The 22,383-nt window shown below is 68.1% G+C and carries 21 protein-coding genes; 6 read left to right on the forward strand and 15 right to left on the reverse strand.

Features of this window, described 5'->3' with window-relative positions:
• Positions 1-4: 4 nt before the first annotated feature.
• The 4 genes from B0293_RS36185 to B0293_RS36200 all read right to left on the reverse strand — a co-directional run bounded on the left by B0293_RS36185 (position 5) and on the right by B0293_RS36200 (position 7,241).
• Positions 5-4,513, reverse strand: a complete 4,509-nt coding sequence (locus B0293_RS36185; protein ID WP_143254720.1) for a HAMP domain-containing protein — start codon at positions 4,511-4,513, stop codon at positions 5-7.
• A gap of 48 nt (positions 4,514-4,561) precedes the next feature.
• Entirely contained in the window at positions 4,562-5,641 is a 1,080-nt protein-coding gene (locus tag B0293_RS36190) for a PAS domain-containing sensor histidine kinase (protein ID WP_052014484.1), read from the reverse strand.
• Positions 5,642-5,673: 32 nt separating this feature from the next.
• On the reverse strand, positions 5,674-6,354 hold the full coding sequence (locus tag B0293_RS36195) for a response regulator (RefSeq protein WP_039918446.1): 681 nt from the start codon (positions 6,352-6,354) through the stop codon (positions 5,674-5,676).
• 80 nt (positions 6,355-6,434) lie between these two features.
• The gene (locus B0293_RS36200; RefSeq protein WP_039918449.1) at positions 6,435-7,241 is read right to left on the reverse strand and encodes a universal stress protein; all 807 of its coding nucleotides are present in this window, start codon (positions 7,239-7,241) and stop codon (positions 6,435-6,437) included.
• A gap of 314 nt (positions 7,242-7,555) precedes the next feature.
• Here B0293_RS36200 and B0293_RS43820 point away from each other — a divergent pair, with 314 nt between their 5' ends.
• The gene (locus B0293_RS43820) at positions 7,556-7,732 is read left to right on the forward strand and encodes a hypothetical protein (protein WP_005158916.1); all 177 of its coding nucleotides are present in this window, start codon (positions 7,556-7,558) and stop codon (positions 7,730-7,732) included.
• Positions 7,733-7,741: 9 nt separating this feature from the next.
• Here B0293_RS43820 and pspAB read toward each other — a convergent pair whose 3' ends face one another.
• From pspAB to B0293_RS36235, 7 genes are all read right to left on the reverse strand, one after another.
• On the reverse strand, positions 7,742-8,311 hold the full coding sequence (gene pspAB / locus B0293_RS36205; RefSeq protein ID WP_407640116.1) for a PspA-associated protein PspAB: 570 nt from the start codon (positions 8,309-8,311) through the stop codon (positions 7,742-7,744).
• 136 nt (positions 8,312-8,447) lie between these two features.
• Positions 8,448-9,167, reverse strand: coding sequence for a GAF and ANTAR domain-containing protein (locus B0293_RS36210; protein ID WP_245191968.1), 720 nt, complete (start codon positions 9,165-9,167; stop codon positions 8,448-8,450).
• Positions 9,168-9,273: 106 nt separating this feature from the next.
• On the reverse strand, positions 9,274-10,134 hold the full coding sequence (locus B0293_RS36215) for a spermidine synthase (protein WP_005158925.1): 861 nt from the start codon (positions 10,132-10,134) through the stop codon (positions 9,274-9,276).
• Complete coding sequence (gene speD, locus B0293_RS36220) at positions 10,134-10,505, reverse strand: adenosylmethionine decarboxylase (protein WP_005158929.1); 372 nt, start codon at positions 10,503-10,505, stop codon at positions 10,134-10,136. Before speD ends, B0293_RS36215 begins: the two co-directional genes overlap by 1 nt.
• Positions 10,495-11,637, reverse strand: coding sequence for a type III PLP-dependent enzyme (locus B0293_RS36225; protein WP_005158931.1), 1,143 nt, complete (start codon positions 11,635-11,637; stop codon positions 10,495-10,497). The genes speD and B0293_RS36225 overlap by 11 nt, the downstream gene beginning before the upstream one ends.
• A gap of 45 nt (positions 11,638-11,682) precedes the next feature.
• Positions 11,683-11,871 carry a hypothetical protein gene (locus B0293_RS36230; RefSeq protein WP_005158933.1) on the reverse strand — a complete coding sequence of 63 codons (189 nt, stop codon included), beginning with the start codon at positions 11,869-11,871 and terminating at the stop codon, positions 11,683-11,685.
• Between the two features lie 152 nt (positions 11,872-12,023).
• On the reverse strand, positions 12,024-13,208 hold the full coding sequence (locus B0293_RS36235; protein ID WP_005158936.1) for an MFS transporter: 1,185 nt from the start codon (positions 13,206-13,208) through the stop codon (positions 12,024-12,026).
• A gap of 93 nt (positions 13,209-13,301) precedes the next feature.
• Between B0293_RS36235 and B0293_RS36240 the strand changes: the two genes are divergently transcribed.
• Both B0293_RS36240 and B0293_RS36245 read left to right on the forward strand, forming a co-directional pair.
• A complete protein-coding gene (locus tag B0293_RS36240; RefSeq protein WP_005158937.1) occupies positions 13,302-13,805 on the forward strand; it encodes an Lrp/AsnC family transcriptional regulator in 504 nt (167 codons plus the stop codon).
• Positions 13,806-13,972: 167 nt separating this feature from the next.
• A complete protein-coding gene (locus B0293_RS36245; protein WP_005158938.1) occupies positions 13,973-16,357 on the forward strand; it encodes an ATP-binding cassette domain-containing protein in 2,385 nt (794 codons plus the stop codon).
• Positions 16,358-16,969: 612 nt separating this feature from the next.
• Here B0293_RS36245 and ligD read toward each other — a convergent pair.
• Complete coding sequence (gene ligD / locus B0293_RS36250; protein ID WP_209437298.1) at positions 16,970-17,908, reverse strand: non-homologous end-joining DNA ligase; 939 nt, start codon at positions 17,906-17,908, stop codon at positions 16,970-16,972.
• A 64-nt stretch (positions 17,909-17,972) separates the two neighbouring features.
• On the opposite strand from ligD, the gene B0293_RS36255 reads away from it, so the two are divergent.
• Complete coding sequence (locus B0293_RS36255; RefSeq protein ID WP_005158940.1) at positions 17,973-18,650, forward strand: TetR/AcrR family transcriptional regulator; 678 nt, start codon at positions 17,973-17,975, stop codon at positions 18,648-18,650.
• Here the strand turns inward: B0293_RS36255 and B0293_RS36260 are convergent.
• Both B0293_RS36260 and B0293_RS36265 read right to left on the reverse strand, forming a co-directional pair.
• Positions 18,635-18,961: a hypothetical protein gene (locus B0293_RS36260; RefSeq protein WP_005158943.1), complete on the reverse strand. Its 327-nt coding sequence runs from the start codon at positions 18,959-18,961 to the stop codon at positions 18,635-18,637. The genes B0293_RS36255 and B0293_RS36260 overlap by 16 nt on opposite strands.
• A 1-nt stretch (position 18,962) precedes the next feature.
• Positions 18,963-19,529, reverse strand: a complete 567-nt coding sequence (locus B0293_RS36265) for a TetR/AcrR family transcriptional regulator (protein ID WP_005158947.1) — start codon at positions 19,527-19,529, stop codon at positions 18,963-18,965.
• Between the two features lie 86 nt (positions 19,530-19,615).
• Here B0293_RS36265 and B0293_RS36270 point away from each other — a divergent pair, with 86 nt between their 5' ends.
• Positions 19,616-20,779 (forward strand): agmatine deiminase family protein, encoded by a 1,164-nt coding sequence (locus B0293_RS36270; protein ID WP_005158949.1) that lies wholly within the window; start codon positions 19,616-19,618, stop codon positions 20,777-20,779.
• Here the strand turns inward: B0293_RS36270 and B0293_RS36275 are convergent.
• The gene (locus tag B0293_RS36275) at positions 20,767-21,426 is read right to left on the reverse strand and encodes a GntR family transcriptional regulator (protein WP_209437299.1); all 660 of its coding nucleotides are present in this window, start codon (positions 21,424-21,426) and stop codon (positions 20,767-20,769) included. The two genes, B0293_RS36270 and B0293_RS36275, sit on opposite strands and share 13 nt — an antisense overlap.
• A gap of 103 nt (positions 21,427-21,529) precedes the next feature.
• Here B0293_RS36275 and B0293_RS36280 point away from each other — a divergent pair, with 103 nt between their 5' ends.
• Positions 21,530-22,330, forward strand: a complete 801-nt coding sequence (locus B0293_RS36280; RefSeq protein ID WP_005158955.1) for a carbon-nitrogen hydrolase family protein — start codon at positions 21,530-21,532, stop codon at positions 22,328-22,330.
• Positions 22,331-22,383: the final 53 nt, after the last annotated feature.

The raw sequence follows: 22,383 nt of genomic DNA on the forward strand, positions 1-22,383 counted from the left end.
GACGTCAGTCCGCGAGCCAGCGTTCCATACAAGCCAGCAGTTCCTCCGCGTTCACGGGTTTGGTGACGTAGTCGCTCGCCCCGGCGGCGAGGCTCTTCTCGCGGTCTCCTTCCATCGCCTTCGCGGTCACGGTGATGATCGGCAGGCCGGCGAACTTCGGCATCTCTCGGATCGCCGCCGTCGTCGCGTGGCCGTCCATCTCCGGCATCATCACGTCCATCAGGATCAGATCGATGCCGTCGTCGGACAGCAGTTGTTCGATGCCCTTGCGCCCGTTGGGCGCGTGCACCACCGACAGCCCGTACAGTTCGAGCATGCCCGAGATCGCGAACACGTTGCGGGCGTCGTCGTCGACGAGCAGGACCTTGCGCCCTTGCAGCCGCGGCGGTTCGGTGGGCGGGTCGGCGAGCTTCGCCGTCTCCTCGGGGGTCGCCGGAGCCTCTTCGGGCTGGTGCATCAACGGCAGGATGCCTTCGAGTTCACTGGCCGAGATGTGCAGCATGATGCGCTCTCGCAGCATGTCCAACGACGGCAGCAGTTCGACGGGATGCACCCGCGCGTGGCTGTGCAGCAACCGGTCCTGCGCGGCGCTGAGCTTGCGGGTCGCGTACGCCAGCACCGGGACCTCGACCGGACCCGGCCCCTCGGCGAGCCGTTTGAGGAAGGTCAACGCGCTCGTCCCGGGGATACTGGTGTCGAGCACGACGCATCGGTAGCTGTCTCGTCTCAGTTCCTCGAACGCCTCCGTCGGATTGCCCACCGCCCGCACCTGGACCGAGCCGTGGCTGTCCGCGACGTCGGCGGCGACACCGCGGGCGAGCAGGGTCAGCAGGCTGTTCTTCTCGCTCTCCACCACCAGGACCCGCCGCTCCGACCCAGAGTTGTCCACAGTGGACTCGTCGGGTCCCTCGGGCACGGTGAACCTGGCCACCGGCAGGTAGAGGGTGAACGTGCTGCCCGTTCCCAGCACGCTGTCCGCCCGGATCTCACCGCCGAGCAGGTAGGCGACCTCGCGGCTGATCGAAAGGCCGAGCCCGGTCCCGCCGTACTTGCGGCTGGTGGTGCCGTCGGCCTGCTGGAAGGCACCGAAGATCGACTCGAGGTTCTCTTCGGCGATCCCGATCCCCGTGTCGATCACGCTGAACGCGACCAGGGCCTCGTGGCCGGCGGCGGAGGGCGAAACGATCGTGTCGACCAGCTTGACCCGCAGCTCGACGCTGCCGTCCTCGGTGAACTTGACCGCGTTCGAGAGCAGGTTCCGCAGCACCTGCCGCAGCCGCTGCTCGTCGGTGAACAGCAGTTCCGGCACGTCGGGTTCGACCGTGACCTGGAAGTCCAGCCCTTTCTCCGCGGTCAGCGGGCGGAACGTCGTGCCGACGTAGTCGAGCAGCTGGCGCAGCGGGAACGGCTCGTGGTGGATGTCCATCTTGCCCGCCTCGACCTTCGACAGGTCGAGGATGTCGTTGATCAGCTGGAGCAGGTCGGTGCCCGCGGACTGGATGACCTTGGCGAACTCGACCTGTTTGGGGGTCAGGTTCTGGGTCGAGTTCTGCGACAGGACGCCGGCGAGGATCAGCAGGCTGGTCAGCGGGGTGCGGAGTTCGTGCGACATGTTGGCGAGGAACTCCGACTTGTACTTCGACGCCAGCGCGAGCTGCTGCGCGCGTTCCTCGATCTCCTGTCGCGCCTGCTCGATTTCGAAGTTCTTCACCTCGATGTCCCGGTTCTGCTGTGCCAGCAGTTCGGCCTTCTCCTCCAGTTCCGCGTTCGAGACCTGGAGTTTCGCCTGCTGCGCCTGGAGTTCCTCAGACCGTGTTTGGAGTTCCTCGGCCAGCCGCTGGGACTCCTCCAGCAGCGAGTCGGTCCGCGCGTTCGCGATGATCGTGTTGACGTTGACGCCGATGGTCTCCATCAGCTGTTCGAGGAAATCCTTCCGGACGGCGGTGAACTCGCCGAACGACGCCAGTTCGATGACGCCGAGCACCTGGTCCTCGAAGATGATCGGCAGCACGATCAGGGTGACCGGCGGGGCCGAGCCGAGACTCGACGAGATCTTCACGAAGTCCGGCGGCGTCCGGTCCACCACGATCGGTTTCTTGGTCTGCGCGGCCTGCCCGATCAGCGACTGTCCCATCGCGAAGCCCGAGGGTGAGCCCAGCTCCTCGCTGTGCCCGTAGCTGGTGATGAGCCGCAGCCGCATGCCGCTCTCGCCGGACTCGGTGAGGAAGAACGTCCCGTGCTGGGCGCCGACCAGCGGGGTCAGCTCGTTCATGATCAGCGTCGCCACCATCCGCAGGTCCCGGTGCCCCTGCATCAGGCCCGAGATCCGCGCCAAGTTGGTGTTGAGCCAGTCCTGCTCCTCGTTCGCCCGCGTGGTCTCGCGCAGCGACCGGACCATCGCGTTGATGTTGTCCTTCAGTTCCGCGACCTCGCCCTGGGCCTCGACGGAGATCGACCGGGTGAGGTCGCCGGTGGCCACCGCGCTGGTGACCTCGGCGATCGCCCGGACCTGGAGTGTCAAGTTCCCGGCCAGCTCGTTGACGTTCTCGGTCAACCGTTTCCAGGTGCCCGAAACGCCTTCGACCTCCGCCTGACCGCCGAGCCTTCCTTCGCTGCCGACCTCGCGGGCGACCCGCGTGACCTCCGCCGCGAACGCGGAGAGCTGGTCGACCATCGTGTTGATGGTGGTCTTGAGTTCCAGGATCTCGCCGCGCGCGTCGACGTCGATCTTGCGGGAGAGGTCGCCCTGCGCGACCGCGGTGGTCACCTGGGCGATGTTGCGGACCTGGCCGGTGAGGTTGTTCGCCATCGAGTTGACGTTGTCGGTGAGGTCCTTCCAGGTGCCGGCGACGTTCGGCACCCGCGCCTGTCCCCCGAGGATGCCTTCGGTGCCGACCTCGCGCGCGACCCGGGTGACCTCGTCCGCGAACGCCGAAAGCGTGTCGACCATCGTGTTGATCGTCTGGGCGAGCGCGGCGACCTCGCCCTTGGCCTCGACGGTGATCTTCTGGGACAGATCCCCTCGCGCGACGGCGGTCGCGACCTGGGCGATGGAGCGGACCTGGTCGGTCAGGTTGTCCGCCATGACGTTCACGGATTCGGTCAGGCCCTTCCACGTCCCCGACACACCCTTGACGTCCGCCTGACCTCCCAGCCTGCCTTCCGTACCGACCTCCCGGGCGACACGCGTGACCTCGTCCGCGAACGACGACAACTGGCCGACCATCGTGTTGATGGTGTCCTTGAGTTCCAGGATCTCGCCGCGCGCGTCGACGCGGATCTTCTGGGACAAGTCACCCTTCGCCACCGCCGTGGTGACCTCGGCGATCGAGCGCACCTGGTCGGTCAGGTTGTCCGCCATGACATTGACGGACTCGGTCAGGCCCTTCCACGTCCCCGACACACCCTTGACATCCGCCTGACCACCCAGCCGCCCCTCGGTCCCGACCTCCCGGGCGACACGCGTGACCTCGTCCGCGAACGACGACAACTGATCCACCATCGTGTTGATCGTGTTCTTCAACTCCAGGATCTCGCCCCGCGCGTCCACGGTGATCTTCTGCGACAAGTCACCCTTCGCCACCGCCGTCGCCACCTGCGCGATGGATCGCACCTGCGCAGTCAGGTTGCCCGCCATGAAGTTCACCGACGTCGTCAGATCCCGCCAGGTCCCCGCCACACCCGGCACCTGGGCCTGGCCGCCGAGCGCGCCCTCCGTCCCGACCTCCCGGGCGACACGCGTGACCTCGTCCGCGAACGACGACAACTGATCCACCATCGTGTTGATCGTGTTCTTCAACTCCAGGATCTCGCCCCGCGCGTCGACCGTGATCTTCTGCGACAAGTCACCCTTCGCCACCGCCGTGGTGACCTCGGCGATCGACCGCACCTGGTCGGTCAGGTTGCCCGCCATGAAGTTCACCGACGTCGTCAAGTCCCGCCAGGTCCCCGCCACACCCGGCACCTCCGCCTGGCCGCCAAGCCTGCCTTCGCTGCCCACCTCACGGGCCACCCGGGTGACCTCGTCCGCGAACGACGACAACTGATCCACCATCGTGTTGATCGTGTTCTTCAGTTCCAGCATCTCGCCTTTGACGTCGACGGTGATCTTCTGGGACAGATCGCCCTTCGCCACCGCCGTCGCCACTCCGGCGATGTCGCGGACCTGACCGGTGAGGTTGCCCGCCATCGCGTTCACCGAGTCGGTGAGGTCCTTCCAGGTTCCCGAAACCGAGGGCACCGCCGCCTGGCCGCCGAGCTTTCCTTCGGTCCCCACCTCCCGCGCGACCCTGGTGACCTCGGAGGTGAAAAGCGCCAGCTGGTCGACCATCCCGTTGAAGACGACCGCCATCTCGTCCATCAGGACGTCGTCCACCTGGGGTAGCCGGGTACTGAAATCGCCGTCACGAACGGCTTTCAGACCCTCCAGCAGCCGCTGCAGCCCCTCGTCGTCGATCGCACCGCCGACTCGGACCGCTTCCCTCGAACCGCGCTTGCTTCCCGGTTCCGGCATCGAAATGCCTCCTTCGTTCTGGCTCCCCGCAGGTCCAGGGGGCTACCGTCATCTCCGCGCGAGCCCGGGAAGGCCCAGCGGAATCCAGAAGGCGACCGCCGTGCCATCGCCGGGGCCACTGGAAATCCGAAACCATCCTTGAGCCGCTTCCGCACGCTCACGCATCGACGCCATGCCGATGTGCTCGCCCGACGACACGTCGCGGGAAGTCTCGGCGTCCGTCTTCATCCCGTCGCCGTTGTCCACGACCTTCGCCAGCAGGCCGCCGTCCTGGCTCGTCAGAGAAACCACGACGGCGGTGGCGTTCGCGTGCTTCCGCACGTTCACCAACGCCTCCTGAAGGATCCGAAAGGCGGTGACGACGATGTCGGGCGGCGGTTTGGCGGTGAAATCGTGCCGCAGCGTGCAGTCCAGCCCCCAGCCCTCGACGACGTCGTCGAGAAAGTCGCGAACCGAGGCGACCAGGTCGTCGTCGTTCAGCGCGGGCGGCCGCAATTGGGCGACCAGGAGCCGCAATCGCCGGATCGCCCCTTGAATGGCCTCGTCGAGGTGCATCAACGCGGGATCCCGCCGTTGGGCGGCGAGCATCTGCAACCGCATGCTCACCGCGATCATCGACTGGATGGAATCATCGTGAACATCCCACGCGATACGGCGACGTTCGGTTTCCTGTGCACGCACGAAATGCGCGAACGCCTGCTGCCAGCCGCTGTTCTCCTCCCGCGTTTTCAGGCGTTCGGTGAGATCACGGGTGACCTTGCCGAAACCGACGAGGGCACCGTTTTCGTCCCGCAACGCGGTGATCACGGTGCTCGCCCAGAACCGCTCGCCACCGCGGCGGAGCCGCCAGCCCTCGTCCTCATGGCTCCCCATCTCGGCGGCGATCAGCAGTTCCTCGGCCGGCTTCCCTCCGGCGATGTCGTTCTCGGGATAGAAAACAGAGAAATGACGGCCGAGGATCTCCTCTTCGGAATACCCCTTGATCCGTTGCGCACCGGGGTTCCAGCTGATCACGCGGCCGTCGACGTCCAGCATGTAAATGGCGTAGTCGACGACACTGTGCACGAACAACTCGAAGAGCACAGCGCTGCGATGCTCAGGCGCCTGTTCCGATGGCAGCATGGCCATAGTGCAGCTTTGCACTCGGATACGTCCCCCCGCTACGGCCGTTCGAGGAGGCCATTCTTCCGTGCGTGCGCCACGGCTTCGAGTTTCGAATGAGTGCCGGTCTTCATCAGAATCCGCTGCACGTGATTCCGCACGGTATTCCGGGCGAGCCGCAACTCTTCGGCGATCCTGTCGGTTCCCGCGCCGTCGGCGATCAGCCCGAGCACCTGCCGCTCCCGCAGGGTCAACACCGGCCCGAGCCTGCCTGCGCTCCCCGCCAGCATGGCCAGCGCGCCGCTGAGCAGCTCCGGGTCGATGACCACGTCGCCTGCCGCGACCTTCCGGATCGCCGTGACCAGCTCGTCGAGGAGGCCCGACTTCAGCAGGAGACCGGCTCCGCCGACCTCGAGGATCCTGGCGGCGATGGCGCTGTTCGCGTCGCCGGTCAGCACGAGCACCCTGATCGACGGCGAAATGGTGTGGAACCCGGCGATCGCCTCGATCCCGTCGCCGTCCGGCAGCCGCCGATCGAGCAGGACGATGTCGGGCAAGTGCTCCTCCGCCGCGATCATCCCGTGCGAAAGGGACTCCACCGACGCCACCAGGTCGATCTCAGGGAATTCCTCGAACGCCGCGCCGAGCGCCTCGGCCACCATCTTGTGGTCTTCGACGAGCAGCACTCGGATCGGGGCCGCGGCCGGGGTCACGGGCCGCGGAAAAGTCGGGTTCGGCATGCACCTTCTCCGTCGATCGTCGTCTCGCCGGAACCATTGTCCGACAGATTCCCGGAAATCAATCCTGCCCGCGGCCGCATTCACCCGCGTGCGGCTTCGCCGATCAGCGCGACCGGGCATCGGGCGCGGCTCAGCAACCCTTGCGCGGTGCTCCCGAGCCCGGCACCGGATGATCCGATGACGATCAGTCCCGCGTGCGGAACCACTCGGATGAGCGCACGGGCCACGTTGCGGTCACGGACGACCACCAGCCGGAGGGCGACGCCGGGATACTTGTCGCGCCAGGCCGCCACCCGGTCCCGCAGCGCGCGTTCTTCCGCCGCTTCGACACTCGACGACTCGGCTCCGGCCTCGAGGACGCTGTCGTGCCAGGCGTGCACGACGACCAGGGCGGCGTTCCGCGCCGAAGCGCTGTCGAGCGCGAACCCCAGGGCCCGTTCGCTGTCGCTGGACGGATCGACGCCGACGACCACCTCGCCCCGGCGGGGAGCGGTCAGGCCGCGGACGACGACCACCGGGCATCTCGCGTGCCCGGCCACCTCCGTGGCGACGACGCCGATCGGGGCTCCGCGCAGCGCGCCGAACCCGTGGGTTCCCAGCACCAGCAGCGACGCCGACCTCGACGCCGCGAGCAGCTCGTCGGCGATCCCGCCGAGTTTCACCTCGTGCTCGGTGGGCACCGCCGGTTCGGCTTCTCTCGCGACACTCGCGGCCGTGAGGTTGTCCTGCGCGGCGCCGCCTTCCCAGCGGCGACCGTCGATGTGAAGGAGCTTCAGCGTGCTGTCCCGTCTCGCCGCCTCACCGGCGGCCCAGCGCACTGCCGCCCGCGACGACTGCGAGGCGTCCACGCCGACGACCACGGCGGCACGCCGCTGGATCCCGGTCATCACCGGCCTCCCGTCCCGCCGCCGGAACCGGCGGACGTCCGCCGACAGCCTGCCCCTCCGGCGCGGCGCCGGTACAGGGCATGAAGTCCTTTTCCGAAACGGAGACGGGGATTCCGGCGGACATTGTCCCACCGTCGCCGTCCGTCCGGCCGGTTCGACGCCAACCCGTGACCAGCAGTACCCGTCCGACGACCGAGAGGGGTCTTTGTGCCCTCGATGGCACTACCTTCGGCGCTGACCGGAACGGTTCGCGATACCGCATCGTCGAAGGCGACGGACAACCGGAACCGTCGCGCGGGAAGGGTGATCGGGACGTGACCACGAGAATCTCCGAGACCCGCCGCCGCCCCGGGAGACACGCCGACGCCGCCCGGCCGCTGATCTCCATCGCACTCGAGAAGCTGCCGAGGCTCTTGGCGAAACCCGAGCAGCGCCCTCGGGACCGGCGCGTCCAGCGGCTTCGCGGCTGGCTCAGCGGCGTGTCCTGCTGAGGCTGCGCCTCACACCGGGCGCCATCGGCCGATGTCGGACTCCATCCGCACGATCCTGGTCAGCGACGAGCGGATCTTCAGCTCCATCGCCCGGTCCCGGCCGCGGGTCCCGCGCGGGGAGAAGGGGTAGAACGCGCCGCGTTCCCGCCGGTAGACCATGGTCAGCTTCGGATGCCGCATGTCCCGCAGCTCGGCGAAGTCGACCGTGCTGTGCAGCAGCCAGGCCGCGAACCCGGCCTGAGCCAGTTTCTCGTTGACGTCGACGAGGTCGTCGAGGAGCCAGCCCAGATCCCCGTTCTCCCGCCAGCAGCGCACGATCGTCCGCCCGTGCGCGTCGTGGGTGACCAGGTTGCGGCGGGCCGAGTCCCCGGCGAGACCGGCGATGATCTCCGCCTCGGTCCCCGCACTCGGACGGCCTTCGGCGAAGAAGCACACCGTCCCCGACCCGGTCGGCGCCAGCCCGTACCCGGACCGCAGCGTCAGTACCGCCGACCTCAACTCCAGCAACGGAAGCAGGCTCGGCCGCACCGAACGACTCTTCCCAAGTAGGCTTCCCAGCAGCGCCATGACTTCACGCATCCTCTCCTAGACGTGAAGCCTTTCCGATCAGGTCCTCGTGCCCAAGGGCCGCACGGTCGCGCGTTCACCGGGACAAGTCCCCGGTTCCGGTGACCAACGGCCCTACCAGCAATTGCCGGGCCCTATGCGGCAGTTGTCACCGGCCGCGCGGCCGGAGGAGCCTTTCGCCGTCCAGCGTGCCTTCCACGAACTTGTGCGCGACCTCCGACAGCTTCCTGTTGGAGCTGCGAGCGAAGGCACGCAAGCGTTGAAAGGCGACGCTGACGTCGATACCGGCGCGCTCGGCGAGCATGCCCTTCGCCTGTTCGATGATCACCCTGCTGTCGAGCGCGGTCTGCAACTGGCCCGAAAGCGTCCGGTAGTGGTGCAACTCCCGCTGCTGCAGGAGGCACAGGGTCGCGACATCGGCGAGCGCCTGTCCCAGCCGGTGGTCTTCGGCACTCAGGACCGCGGTTTCGGTACCGAGGAAGGCGATCGAACCGACGGTTTCCTTCATAGCACGCAAGGGAATCGCGGAAACCGCGGTATAGCCCAGTTCCACCATTCTGGCCACGTAGTCGGGCCAGCGCCGAACCTCGGCGGAAAGGTCCACGACGGCGACGTCGCTCCCGGTTTCGAACGACTCGAGCGCCGGTCCCTCCTCGACGACCGCGGGATGACGCTCGAGTTTCAGTCCCGGCAGGAAGACCTCCATCGAATCGATCGGCAGCAGCCGCACGCATTCGCTGGACAACGTGTCCACGACCCTGTCCGGTCCCAGGTCGTCCGTGACACTCGCGGTCAAACTCGCGAATGCCGCGCAGACCGCGGATTCCCTGTCGACCCCTGAGGCGATCTCTTCGCGGCAGCTATTCACTGGAGCGATTCTGGCGCGAGGACCGGACACCCGGCAACGCCCAGATGGAGGATCCTGCGCGTGGCGACACGGCGGTCATCTCGATGAATGACGATCCCGCGTATTCTCAATGACGCCGCAACGAAATCGGTGGCACGGTGTTCGCCCGCAGAGCTTCTTCGTCCACAGTGGACTCGCCGATTCCCGCCTTGCCGATCCGCTCAGCGACAAGGGCGCCGGGATCGTCGAGCACATCGGTCCTACCGCTCAGGAAAGCCCACTCGTGCTCGTCCGAGCCGTAGTAGAGAACGGTCCCGAACGATTCGGTGAACCGGCGCCACGACGCGATCAGCGTCTGGTTGCGCCACATCGTCGGGCAGCCCGCCTGACAGCCGACCACTCCCCCGTCGGTGAGCAGCGCGGTGCACCTGGCCAGGAAATCGGCGCCGTACAACCGGTTGTGCTGAGCCGCCGGATCGTCGTTCTCGTCCGGCAGGTCGATCACGACCACGTCGTAGGTGTCCCCGCGTTCCTTCGCCTCGGCGAGGAACTCCCAGCCGTCGCGGTAGTGGACACGGACCCTCCCCTCGCCGCGTTCGGCTCGGGCCAGATCGTCGAGCGTGTAGCCGTAGGGAAGGTGTTCGGCACAGGCACGCACCGCCTCGGCGTCGATGTCGACGTGATCGACCACTTCGGCCCCCGCGGCGACGGCGAGCTCGGAGGCGACCCCTTCGCTGGAGCCGATGATCAGCACCCGCTCGACACGTTCGGCGAGCAGCAGCGACGGGACCATCAGCGCTTCGTGGTACACGAGCTGGCTCAGTTCGGTGCTCTGCCGTTCGTCGTCGCAGAACAGGGAGATCCCCTGCGCGGTCCGTCCGATGAGGACGTTCTGGAACGCGGTACGGCCCTCGAACAGGACCTCCTCGACGTCCCAGTTCCGGGTGAGCCCCGCGCCCATCGGCTCGACGATCACTCGTGGCGCCATCAGTTCTCTCCTCGTTCCACAGTGGACATCCGGACGGTGCCGGCGCCCAGCATCTTCGCCAGCAGCGTGACCGCCCGCTCCGGATCGGCCCGGTCCCCGCAGGTGAACACGTCCACGAACACCGATCCGATCTCCGGATAGGTGTGCACCGACGCGTGTGATTCGGCCAGCAGCGCGAGCGCGGTGACCCCTTGCGGGGCGAAGGAATGCGACACGACTTCGCAGACCGTCGCGCCCGCCTCGGTCACCGCGTCGGCGAGCGTCTTCTTCAGGAGTTCGGCGTCGTCGAGCAGCGACGGCTCGATCCCCTCGAACTCCGCGAGTACGTGGCGGCCGGCGAACCGGCCGACGAGCGGTTCTTCACCCGGCATCGGCGAACCTCCCCACACAATAGGTGCGCAACGGCTCGATTCCGTTGAAAGCGACCGAAGAATAGCTGGCGGTGTAGGCCCCGGTACCCGGGATGTCCAGCCGGTCGCCCGCCTTCAGCGACATCGGCAGCGCGCACGGCGTCCGCTGGTACAGCACGTCGTCACCATCGCAGGTCGGCCCCGCGAGAACCACCGGTCCTTCCGGACCTTTAACGCCGACAGCCTCCAGCCGATACGCGACAGCTTCGTTTTCGCACTCCGCCATTCCGTTGTACCTGCCGACGTCGAGGTAGACCCAGCGGCGTTCGTCGGCGGCGGCGCGGGTGGTCACCAGGACGACTTCGGTCCGGATGAGCCCGGCGTCGGCGACGATCACGCGGCCAGGCTCCAGCAGCAGTTCCGGTCCCGGCAGATGCGCTTCGCGGGCGGCGTGGATCACCGCCGCGTACTCCGTCAGCGACGGCACGGATTCGCGGTGCTCGGTGGCGAACCCGCCGCCGATGTTGAGCCGCTCCAGGCCGACACCCGCCTCGGCGGCGACCTTGGCCGCGGTCGCGATCCCGATCTCCCACGCCGCCGGATCCGGCTGCTGCGAACCGACGTGGAACGCGATTCCGGGCCGCAGCCCGGCTTCCACGGCCTGCCGGAGCAGCGTGGCGGCCACCGCCGGCTCGCAACCGAACTTGGTGCCGAACGGCGTCACCGAGTCCGGTCCGCCGGTCAGCAGACGGACCGAGACCAGCGAACCCGGGGCGTGCTCGACCAGATTCGCCAGATCACCCGCGGAATCCGTGGTGAATTCACGGACGCCGCGCGCGTACGCGGACGCGATGTCCGCGGGTTTCTTGATCGTGTTGCCGTAGGCCAGTTCCGCCGCTCGCGCGCCCCTGGACAGACACAGCGCGATCTCCGCCGTTCCCGCCACATCGAAACCCGCTCCCGTCGACAACACCGCGTCGAGCACTTCGGGAGCGGGATTCGCCTTGACCGCGTACCGGATCAGCGCGTCCGGGAACGCCGCCGCGACCGCGGCCGCACGCTCCGCGACCAGGTCGGTGTCCACCACCAGGCACGGTGTCGGCGGCTCGCGGTCCGCCAGGAAGGCGCGGATCCGGTTCAGGCTTTCGGTCACACGCCCCAGGGTGTCAAAGGCCGATCACCGGTACGGAACCCGGGGTCACGCCCGGGTGTCGTCCGAGGCCTGCTCCGGCAGGTCCACGCCGTGCTCGGCGGCCAGCCGCTCCAGGTTGGCCAGATCGGCGCCGACGGCCGAGGCACGATCGTCGTCCGAGTCCCGCCTGGCGATCCGGACGTCCTCCCTCGCCTGCCGTACCCGGTCCCGCAGATTCACCGCGAACTCGCTCATCGTGCACCCCCGATCTCCCGCACCTTGTCTGCTTTCACCCTAAGACCCTCCGAATCGGTCACCGACGTGATCTGCGTCATCACGGGTTCGTTCGTGTCCGTTCGTTCGTGTCGGAGTGAAGCAGTATGACGGCAGGGCCCGGGTTTCGCAGATCAGCGGAGCCCGGCTTTTTCAACGGGCTCGGCCACGGCCACGCGACGGCCGAGCACCGCGAGCGGGGCGAGGGCGCACAGACCGCCCGCGACGGCCACCAGGACGTATCCGCCCAGGCCGAACAGCTGCCCGGCGAGCAGGCTCGCCGCCGCGGAGGTCCCCCAGACGAAGGCGTCGACCGTGCCCTGCGCCCTCGCCCGCTGAGCGGGCGGGAGATCGCGGCTGAGCAGTCCGCTGCCGCCGACGAACACCAGGTTCCAGCCGTAGCCCAGCAGGAACATCGCGACCGGGATGCCCACATGATGCGAATCGGGAGCGCCGATCGCGGTCACCGCGGCGACGGTGAGCGTGCCGATCCCGCCGAAGATGGTCGCGCGGCCGCCCCAGCGATCGGTGATCCAGCCGGACAACGGCGCCAGCGCGAACATCCCGATCAGGTGGGCGCTCAGCACCCAGCCGACGACGTCGAGCCCCTGACCGTGCTCGTGGAGCTGGACCGGGGTCATCGTCATCACCGCCACCATGGCCAGTTGCGCCCCGACCATCGCCACGAGAGGCCCGAGGATCACCGGGTTCCGCACGGACATCCGCTCCCGCCTCGGCGCCCTCTCCACCGGGGCGGCGAGGTTCCGCGGCAGGGTGACGACGGCGACCACGGCGAGGGCCACGACGACCGCACCCGCCGCGATCGGGCCGGACAGGGCGGGCAGTTCGGCGGCCTCCGCCCGTGCGGCGGCCGGCGCGATCAGTGCGGGTCCGGCGACCGCTCCGACGGTCCCCGCCCAGACCATTGTGGACAGTGCGAAACCCTTGCGGCGCTCCGGAGCCAGGTCTGCGGCCGTGTACCGCGAGAGCTGGGCCCCGCTGTTGCCGAAACCGATCAACGGCATCCCCGCCACCAGCGCGAGCACCGATCCGCCGAGCACACCGGCGAACGAGACGAGCGCGCCGATCACCGCGGCGCCGTACATCAGCACGAGGACGAGCCGCCTGCCGTAGCGGGCGGCCAGCGCGCCCGAAGACAGCGACCCCACGGCGGAGCCGAGTACCAGCACGGCGTTCGGCAGGCCGCTCCACGCGGCACCGGCGTGGTCGACCACGATCAGCGCCGCCGTGGTGGACAGGCCGACGACCGCGGTGCTGAGGCAGGCGACGCCCATGAAGAGCGCGAACATCGGTTTCATGATTCAAACCTAGGGATTCCGGCCGCCGAGGCGAATAGGCTTCCGAAGGCCTCGCGGGGGTGCGGGGCCCATCATGAAAGGAATCCGGGCTCGATGACCTTACGATCGGAAAGAGCGCTGGACGACCTCGACTGGCGGCTCCTCGAAACGCTCCAGAGCGACGGGAGGCTCTCGTTCAAGGAGCTGAGCCGCCGCGTGAACCTCTCCGCGCCGGCGGTCGCGGAACGGGTCCGGCGGCTGGAGGAGGCGGGCGTCATCACCGGGTATCGCGCCCAGGTCGACGCGCGCCGTGCCGGGTACGACCTCCAGGCGTTCGTCGAAATGCGCTGCTCGCTCGGCAGTTGCCTGCTGCGCACCAGCAAGTCGGAGGACTACCCCGAGGTGGTCGAGCTGCACCGGCTCAGCGGCGACCGCTGCACCATGCTGAAGGTGCGGGCCGTGTCGCTCGAACACCTCGAAGGTCTCTTCGAACGGCTGGGCAAACACGGCGAGATCAGGTCGTCGGTGGTGCTGTCGACCCAGTACGAGGGCAGGCCGGTCGGGCCGCCGGTCGAGGACTATCTGAAGGCGACCAAGAGCGAGGGCTGGAGCGTCTGACGGGCCGATCAGGAATCGAGAAGCGACGACGGCCCGGTTTCGCTTAGCGTGATCACCGTCGCGGGCGCACAGCGCGAACGACGAGGAAGAACGGCTCGCAGCTGGTTAGATCGAGCCCGAAGAGGCTGACGGACCGTGAACGCGGCCTACATCAGGATGGAGAAACGATGCGCAAGACCACGAGGCCGCAGCCGCCCGAGGAACACCCCGCCGACAGCCACGATCTGATCCGCGTACTCGGCGCGAACGAGAACAACCTCAAGAACGTCGCCGTCGAGCTGCCGAAGCGCCGGCTGACGGTGTTCACCGGCGTCTCCGGGTCGGGCAAGAGCTCACTGGTCTTCGACACGATCGCGGCCGAATCGCAGCGGCTGATCAACGAGACCTACAGCACCTTCGTGCAGGGCTTCATGCCGACGCTGGCCCGGCCCGAGGTCGACGTCCTCGACGGCCTGACCACCGCGATCATCGTCGACCAGCAGCGGATGGGCTCCGACCCCCGCTCCACGGTCGGCACCGCCACCGACGCGTACGCGATGCTGCGCATCCTCTTCAGCCGGATCGGCAAGCCGCACATCGGCTCCCCGCAGGCCTTCTCCTTCAACGTCGCCTCGATCTCCGGCGCGGGTGCCGTGACCCTCGAGAAGGGCGGACGGACCACGAAGGAACGCCGCGAGTTCAGCATCACCGGCGGTATGTGCGCCCGCTGCGAGGGCCGGGGCAAGGTCAACGACATCGACCTCACCGCGCTGTACGACGACACCAAATCCCTCAACGAGGGCGCGCTGACGATCCCCGGTTTCTCCATGGACGGCTGGTACGGCCGCATCCTGCGTGGCTGCGGCTTCTTCGACCCGGACAAGCCGATCAAGAAGTACACCAAACGGCAGATGGACGACCTGCTCTACAAGGAGCCGGTCAAGCTCAAGATCGAAGGCATCAACCTGACCTACTCGGGTCTGATCCCCACGATCCAGAAGTCGTTCCTGGCCAAGGACCGGGAGGCGATGCAGCCGCACATCCGCACGTTCGTGGACCGGGCGGTCACCTTCACCGTCTGCCCCGAATGCGACGGCTCCAGGCTGAGCGAGCTCGCGCGGTCGTCGAAGATCAAGCGGATCAACATCGCCGACGCGTGCTCGATGCAGATCAGCGACCTCGCCGACTGGGTCCGCGGGCTCAAGGAGCCGTCGGTGGCGCCGCTGCTGGAGAAGCTGCAGCACACGCTGGACTCCTTCGTGGACATCGGTCTCGGCTACCTCTCCCTCGACCGGTCGTCCGGCACGCTTTCGGGTGGTGAGGCCCAGCGCACGAAGATGATCCGGCACCTCGGCTCCTCGCTCACCGATGTCACCTACGTCTTCGACGAGCCCACCATCGGCCTGCACCCGCACGACATCCAGCGGATGAACAACCTGCTCGAGCAGCTGCGCGACAAGGGCAACACGGTGCTGGTCGTGGAGCACAAGCCCGAGACGATCGCGATCGCCGACCACGTCGTCGACCTCGGTCCCGGCGCGGGCACGAACGGCGGGACGATCTGCTTCGAGGGCAGTGTCGAAGGCCTGCGTGCCAGCGACACCAGCACCGGCAGGCACCTCGACGACCGGGCGACGCTCAAGGACAGCGTCCGCGAGCCCACCGGCAACCTGGAGATCCGCGGCGCGGACCGTCACAACCTGCGGAACGTGGACGTCGACGTCCCGCTCGGCGTCCTCTGCGTCGTCACCGGTGTCGCGGGTTCCGGCAAGAGCTCGCTGATCCACGGATCCATCCCCGCGGCCGAGGGTGTGGTCTCGGTCGACCAGACGCCCATCCGCGGCTCGCGGCGGAGCAACCCGGCCACCTACACCGGTCTGCTCGAACCGATCCGCAAGGCTTTCGCCAAGGTCAACGGCGTGAAGCCCGCGCTCTTCAGCGCCAACTCCGAAGGCGCCTGCCCGAACTGCAACGGCGCGGGCGTCATCTACACCGACCTCGGCATCATGGCGGGTACCGCGACCACCTGCGAGGAGTGCGACGGCAAGCGGTTCCAGGCCTCGGTGCTGGAGTACACCTTCGGCGGCAAGAACATCAGCGAGGCGCTCGCCATGCCGGTGTCCGAAGCCTTGGAGTTCTTCTCCGAAGGCGAAGGACGGATCCCCGCCGCGGCCGCGATCCTCGGCAGGCTCAACGACGTCGGGCTCGGCTACCTCAGCCTCGGCCAGCCGCTCACCACGCTGTCCGGCGGTGAACGGCAGCGGCTGAAGCTCGCGACGCACATGGGCGACAAGGGCGGCGTCTACGTCCTCGACGAGCCGACCACCGGTCTGCATCTCGCCGACGTCGAAAACCTGCTCGGCCTGCTCGACCGACTCGTCGACGCGGGCAAGTCCGTGATCGTGATCGAGCACCACCAGGCGGTCATGGCGCACGCGGACTGGATCATCGACCTCGGCCCGGGCGCCGGCCACGACGGCGGCAAGGTCGTCTTCGAGGGCACGCCGTCCGACCTCGTCGCGAAGGCTTCGACGCTGACCGGTGAGCACCTGGCGGCCTACGTCGGCAAGTGACCCGGCGGTCTTGGGCCGGGTCGGTCGTGAGTGGCTAGGACGGTTCTATTGAGCAGAAAGGCAAAGGTTTCCTGTCAGGTGCCACGTCCGTGAAGGCCTCCTTGAGGGACTCTGGGTCCCTCAAGGAGGCCCTCACGGACCGGTGTTCGGTGGCGACCAGCGTGGTGAAGGGGACTTTCCCCTCATCGCACGAGCGGAAAGTCCCCTTCACCCCGGGGCATCCGTCCTCGTGGGCGGCGGAGTCCCCGAAGCGTTGCGAAAGCCACGTTCGCAACCTTCAACGTTGCGAACGTGGCTTTCGCAACCTCCCCCTTCGCCTCGCCCGAACCGCGCGGCCGAGCCCACGCCCCTCCCCGCAATTGGTCACCTAATTGCGGGGGCCGGGTTGGCTGGCTGGTGGTGAAGGCCTCCTTGCCTACCCGCAAGGTAGTAAAGGAGGCCTTCACGGAACGCCATGTCACCACAAGTGCCCCAGGAACCTCAGCAGTCACCACCAAACCGCGCGAGGGCCCTCGGCTGTGCGAAGGAAACTCGACCTTCGCTCCCCGCGCCACCGCCTACGTCGCCAAGCGCCCACTCCCGCAATTAGTCCTCTAAATGCGGGAGGGGCGGTCACTCGGCCTCGGCGTCGAGGCCGTCGCGCTCGGCCCAGTCGAGCAGGGTCTCGAGCGAGTAAGCCGTGTCGTCGATGTCCGCGTGCAGGTCGCCGAGTTCGGCGAAGCGCGCGGGCACGGTGGCGATGGTGAACTCCCGCGGTTCGACGTCGTCGATCTCGTCCCACCTGATCGGTGTCGAGACGACGGCTTCGGGTACGCCGCGCACGGAGTAAGCACTCGCGATCGTGTGGTCGCGAGCGTTCTGGTTGTAGTCCACGAACAGCTTCGACGGGTCACGGTCCTTGCGCCACCAGGTGGTGGTGACCTCATCGGGCATCCGGCGCTCGACCTCGCGCGCGAAGGCGAGCGCCGCACGGCGGACCTCTTGGAAACCCCACCGGGGCTCGATCCGGACGTAGATGTGCAGACCGTGCCCGCCGGAGGTCTTCGGCCAGCCGGTGATGCCGAGTTCGTCCAGGATCTCGTGGACGGTGTGGGCGACCTTCCGCACGGTGGAGAACGGGCAGTCGGGCATCGGGTCGAGGTCGATCCGCCACTCGTCGGGGCGTTCGGTGTCGGCACGGCGGGAGTTCCAGGGGTGGAACTCGACGGTCGACATCTGCACCGCCCAGATCACTTCGGCGGGATGCGTGACGCACAGTTCGTAGGCGTGCCTGCCGGAAGGGAAGTCGACGCGGACGGTCTGGAGCCACTCCGGCGCCCCGTTCGGGACCCGTTTCTGGTGGACCTTCTCCCCCGACACCCCGGACGGGAACCGGTGCAGCATGCACGGCCGCTCCCGCAGCGCCCGCACGATCCCGTCGCCGACCGCGAGGTAGTACCGGACCAGGTCGAGCTTGGTCTCACCCCGCGCCGGGAAGTAGACGCGATCCGGGTTCGAGACGCGCACCGTCCGGTCGCCGACCTCGATCTCCACCGCCGAGCTTTTCGCCATACAGGGAAACTAACCCGAATGCGACCTGTCCGCGCCCGCTCGACGCAGCTGCCAGGATGGCGGCATGGCACAACGGACCCGCGCGGACGCACTCTCGCGCGAGCGCATCGTCGAGGCCGCCGTCGCATTGCTCGACGCGGACGGCGAGCGCGGGCTGACCTTCCGGACGCTGACCGAACGTCTCGCCACCGGACCGGGTGCGATCTACTGGCATTTGGCGAACAAGGGCGAACTGCTCGACGCCGCGACCGACTCCGTCATCGCCGACGCGCTGACCGCCGAGCCCGGCGTGGGCTCGCCTCAGGACGAGATCCGCGCCGTCGCACTGGGCCTGTTCGAAGCGATCGACCGGCATCCGTGGCTTTCCACGCAGCTCGCCGTCCAGCTCTCCCGCAGCCCGTGGGGCACGGTGACGCCGCGGATCTTCGAGAGCATCGGACGACGGGTCAGTGCGCTCGGCGTCCCCGAAGCCACGTGGTTCACCGCGACCTCGGCGCTCGTGCACTACATCTTCGGTGCCGCGGGCCAGAACGCAGCGAACGCCCAGGTTCTCCGGTTCGGCGGAACGGACCGCGCCGAATTCCTCCGCGCCGCGGTGGACGCGTGGGAAGGACTCGATCCCGGCGAGTTCCCGTTCTTGAAATCCATCGCCGGCCAGGTGCGCGAGCACGACGACCGGGAGCAGTTCCTCACCGGGATCGATCTCATCCTGACCGGGATCACCGCTCAGGGCCGGAGCTGAGCCCGCCGCCTGGCCTTGTGGATCGTCGCGACCGTGATGGCGAAGACCACGCCGAGGAAGGTCAGGTCCACCGCGGGCACCCAGCGCACGTCTCCGCCCTTGAGCACGTATGCGCCGACCGGCCGCGCGGCGAGCATGAACCCGCCGCCCTCACCTTCCTTTTCCTGTTCGGTGCCGTGCCCGCCGCCCCCGCCGCCGATGATGCTCGCGGCCGGGATCACCACGACACCGTCCTTCTCGACGGGCTCGCCGAAAACCCGCCGGACGGTGAAGTTGTCCCGCATCGTGCCGACGATCTTCTCGAGTCCCATTTCAGTCCCCCAGTCCGTCCAGTTCCAGCGCGATCGCGCCCCGCAGCAGGTCCCGCGCCCGGTCCAGGTCCATCGAACCAGAAAGCCACCGCTCGCTGAGTCCTTCGACCAGGCTGGTGAGCCGTTCCGCGGCGTCTTCCGCCTTGACACCGGTGCTGTCGACGCGCCGGATCACGTCGGCGACCTCGTCCACCCAGACCCGGGTCGACTCCGCCAGCGGTTCACGCAGTTCGGGGGCGAAGACGGCGCTCGCCCGCAGCTCGCCCCACGCCGTGCTGTTCTCCCGCACCGCCTGGGTGTCCTGAAGTTCCCCGAACAGCATCAGTTCCAGCTCGGCCCGGGGATCCGCCGCCTCGGCCGCGGCCTCTTCGGTGTAGGCGGCGGCGCGATCGCTGACGAACTCCAGGGTCTTCCCGAGCAGCCCGGCGCGGTTGGTGAAGTGGTAGTAGATCAGCGAAGTCGAGATCCCGGCCTCGGCCGCGATCTTCTCGACCCGCAGGCCCCGCACACCGCTGCGCGCGATCACCCGCACGGCCGCTTCCAAGATCTTCTGCTGACGTTCGAACACGAGTGTTCACCCTAGCGGTTCGGTCCTGACTGAATTTTCAGTCAGGATGCTATCGTGTCGGCACCAGCTCAGCCAAGGAGTGCACTGTGTTCGATTCGTCCCTGCCCCGCCGCACGGTTCTGCGCGCCCTGACCGCGGTCGGCGCCGTCGCCGTCGGGAGCGCGGCGTGTTCCGATCCGGGAGGGAACACCGCCGCGCCCGCACCGTCCGCGGGGTCACCGGAGCCCGCCGCGGCAGGGGCCAGGAGGCTGGGCGCCGAATGGGAAAGCCACGCACGCACCTACCTGTCCTGGCCGGCGTCGAAGTCCATCTGGGCGGAGGACCTGCCCGCCGTCCGCGAAGAGATCGCCGGGCTGGCCAAGGCGATCGCCGGTTTCGAACCGGTGGTGCTCCTCGCCCGGCCCGAGCACGCCGAGGCCGCCCAGCAGGCGTGCGGCGACACCGTCGAGGTCGTCCCGATCCCGGTCGACGACCTGTGGGCGCGGGACACGGTGCCGGTGTTCGTGGAAGAAGCAGGCAAGGTCGGGGGCGTCGACTTCAACTTCAGCGGCTGGGGCGGCAAGCAGAACCCGCACGACAAGGACAAGGCCGTCGCCCGTGCCGTGCTGGGCAAATACGGCCTCGCCCGCACCGAAACCTGGATCACCGCCGAGGGCGGTTCGTTCGAGACCGACGGCGCGGGCACGCTGATGGTCACCGAGAGCTCGCTGGTCAACGACAACCGCAACAAGGGCAAGAGCCGCCAGGAGATCGAAGACGAACTGAAGAAGGTTCTCGGCGTCCGGAAGGTCATCTGGTTCGCGGGTGTCCGCGGCGAGGACATCACCGACGCCCACGTCGACTGCCTGGCCCGGTTCACCTCGCCCGGTGTCGTCCTCCTGGACAAGGCGGCGCCCGGCACCCCGCCCGACTCATGGTCCCGCGCGGCCGATCAGGCCAGGTCGGTCCTGGCGAGCGCCACCGACGCGGACGGCAAGCCCTTCAAGGTGATCGACCTCGTCCAGCCGGATCCGGAGAAGGTCGAAGGCTACGGCGAGGACAGCGTGATCTCGTACGCCAACTTCTACGTCGCGAACAAGTCGGTCTTCGTGCCGAAGTTCGGCGACGCGGAGGCGGACGAACGTGCGCAGCAGGTCCTGCGGGACCAGTTCCCCGGCCGCGAGATCGTGCCGGTGAAGATCTCGACCATCGCCTCGGGCGGCGGCGGGATCCACTGCTCGACGCACGACCAGCCGGGTCAGCCTTCCTGAGGCAGCACCGACATCACTTCGGACACCGGGCGCAAATGCTGCTCCAGCAACCGTGACGCCTCTTTCGCGTCATGGTCGTTCAGGGCGGCGACCAGTGCCCGGTGTTCGTCGTTGATCACCGTCAGCCTTTCCGGCCGCGCCTCCAGCGCGCGGACCGTGACCCGCTGCTGCCGCGAGCGGAGCGTGTCGTACAGCTCGGTCAGCACAGAGTTGCCGGCGGCGTTCACGATCGCGCGATGGAACCGCCGGTCCAGTCCGGAAACCGCGAACCAGTCGCTTTCGGCACCGGCCCGCGCCATCTCGTCGATCAGTTCCGCCATCTCGGCGGGGGCGCCTGCCCGGTTCGCGCAGAGCGCCGCGATGGCGTGCCCCTCGATGAGCCGCCTGCTCTGATAGACCTCTTCCAGTTCCCGGGCGGTGACCGTGCGCACCTGCGCGCCCTTGCGCGGCAAGAGACTGATGAACCGCTCGGCGGCCAGGCGGTGGAAGGCCTCGCGCACCGGCGTCCTCGAGACGCCGACGACGCCGGAGACCCACATTTCGTCGAGGAAGCGGCCGCCTTCCAGCTCGCCCGAGATGATTCCGTCGCGCAGCCACGTGTAGACCCGCTCGCGCGCCGGGCCGCCCCCTTCGGCGGTCACAGTCATCTCGTTCCCCCTCTGTGTAGTCACTTTCCGCGACAGACCCTACACCTGGACCAGCCAAGTATCCATCATGTATACAAGAGCTCCACTTATCGGAAGGGGTCCCATGGTGCACGTCGCGGTGGCGCAGTTCGCGCCCGGCAACGACAAAGAGGCCAACCTCGCCCGCGTCGCCGCCCTCGTCGGCGAAGCGGCGGACCGCGGCGCGCGGGTGGTCGCGCTGCCCGAGTACTCGTTGTTCACCGTACCGACGATGAGCCGGGAATTCGTGACCTCGGCCGAAGAACTCGACGGACCGTTCGTCACCGAGCTGCGCGGTCTCGCGAAGGACCGGCAGATCACCGTCGTCGCGGGCATCAACGAAGCGCTCCCCGGCGGCGAACGGATCTCGAACACGCTCGTCGCGGCCGGTCCCGACGGGTCGATCGCGGCGCTGTACCGCAAGCTGCACCTGTACGACGCCTTCGGATTCCGCGAATCGGAGCTGGTTCGCCCCGGAGACATCGAAACCCCCGAGACGTTCGAGGTCGACGGGATCACCTTCGGCCTCCAGACCTGCTACGACCTGCGGTTCCCGGAGGTCACCCGCCGCCTGGTCGATGCGGGCGCGGACGCGGTGCTGCTCCCGGCGGAGTGGATGCCCGGCCCGCTCAAGGAGGACCACTGGACCACGCTGGTCCGGGCACGGGCGATCGAGAACACGATCTATCTCGTCGCGGCGGGACAGGCGGCTCCGGCAGGCTCGGGGCACAGCATGATCGTCGACCCGATGGGCGTCGTCGTCGCCTCGCTCGGCGAGCGCACCGGGACCGCGACCGGCGAGGTCTCCGCCGAGCGGATCTCCGAGGTTCGCGCCAAGAACCCGGCGCTGGAGCTGCGCCGGTTCGCCGTCACCCCGAAGTCCTGAGTATCTTCTGACCCGGAGGTCCGTTCGTGAAGACACGCCCTCGGGCGTGGTGA

It is taken from the genome of Amycolatopsis azurea DSM 43854, from assembly GCF_001995215.1.
Lineage (GTDB): Bacteria > Actinomycetota > Actinomycetes > Mycobacteriales > Pseudonocardiaceae > Amycolatopsis > Amycolatopsis azurea.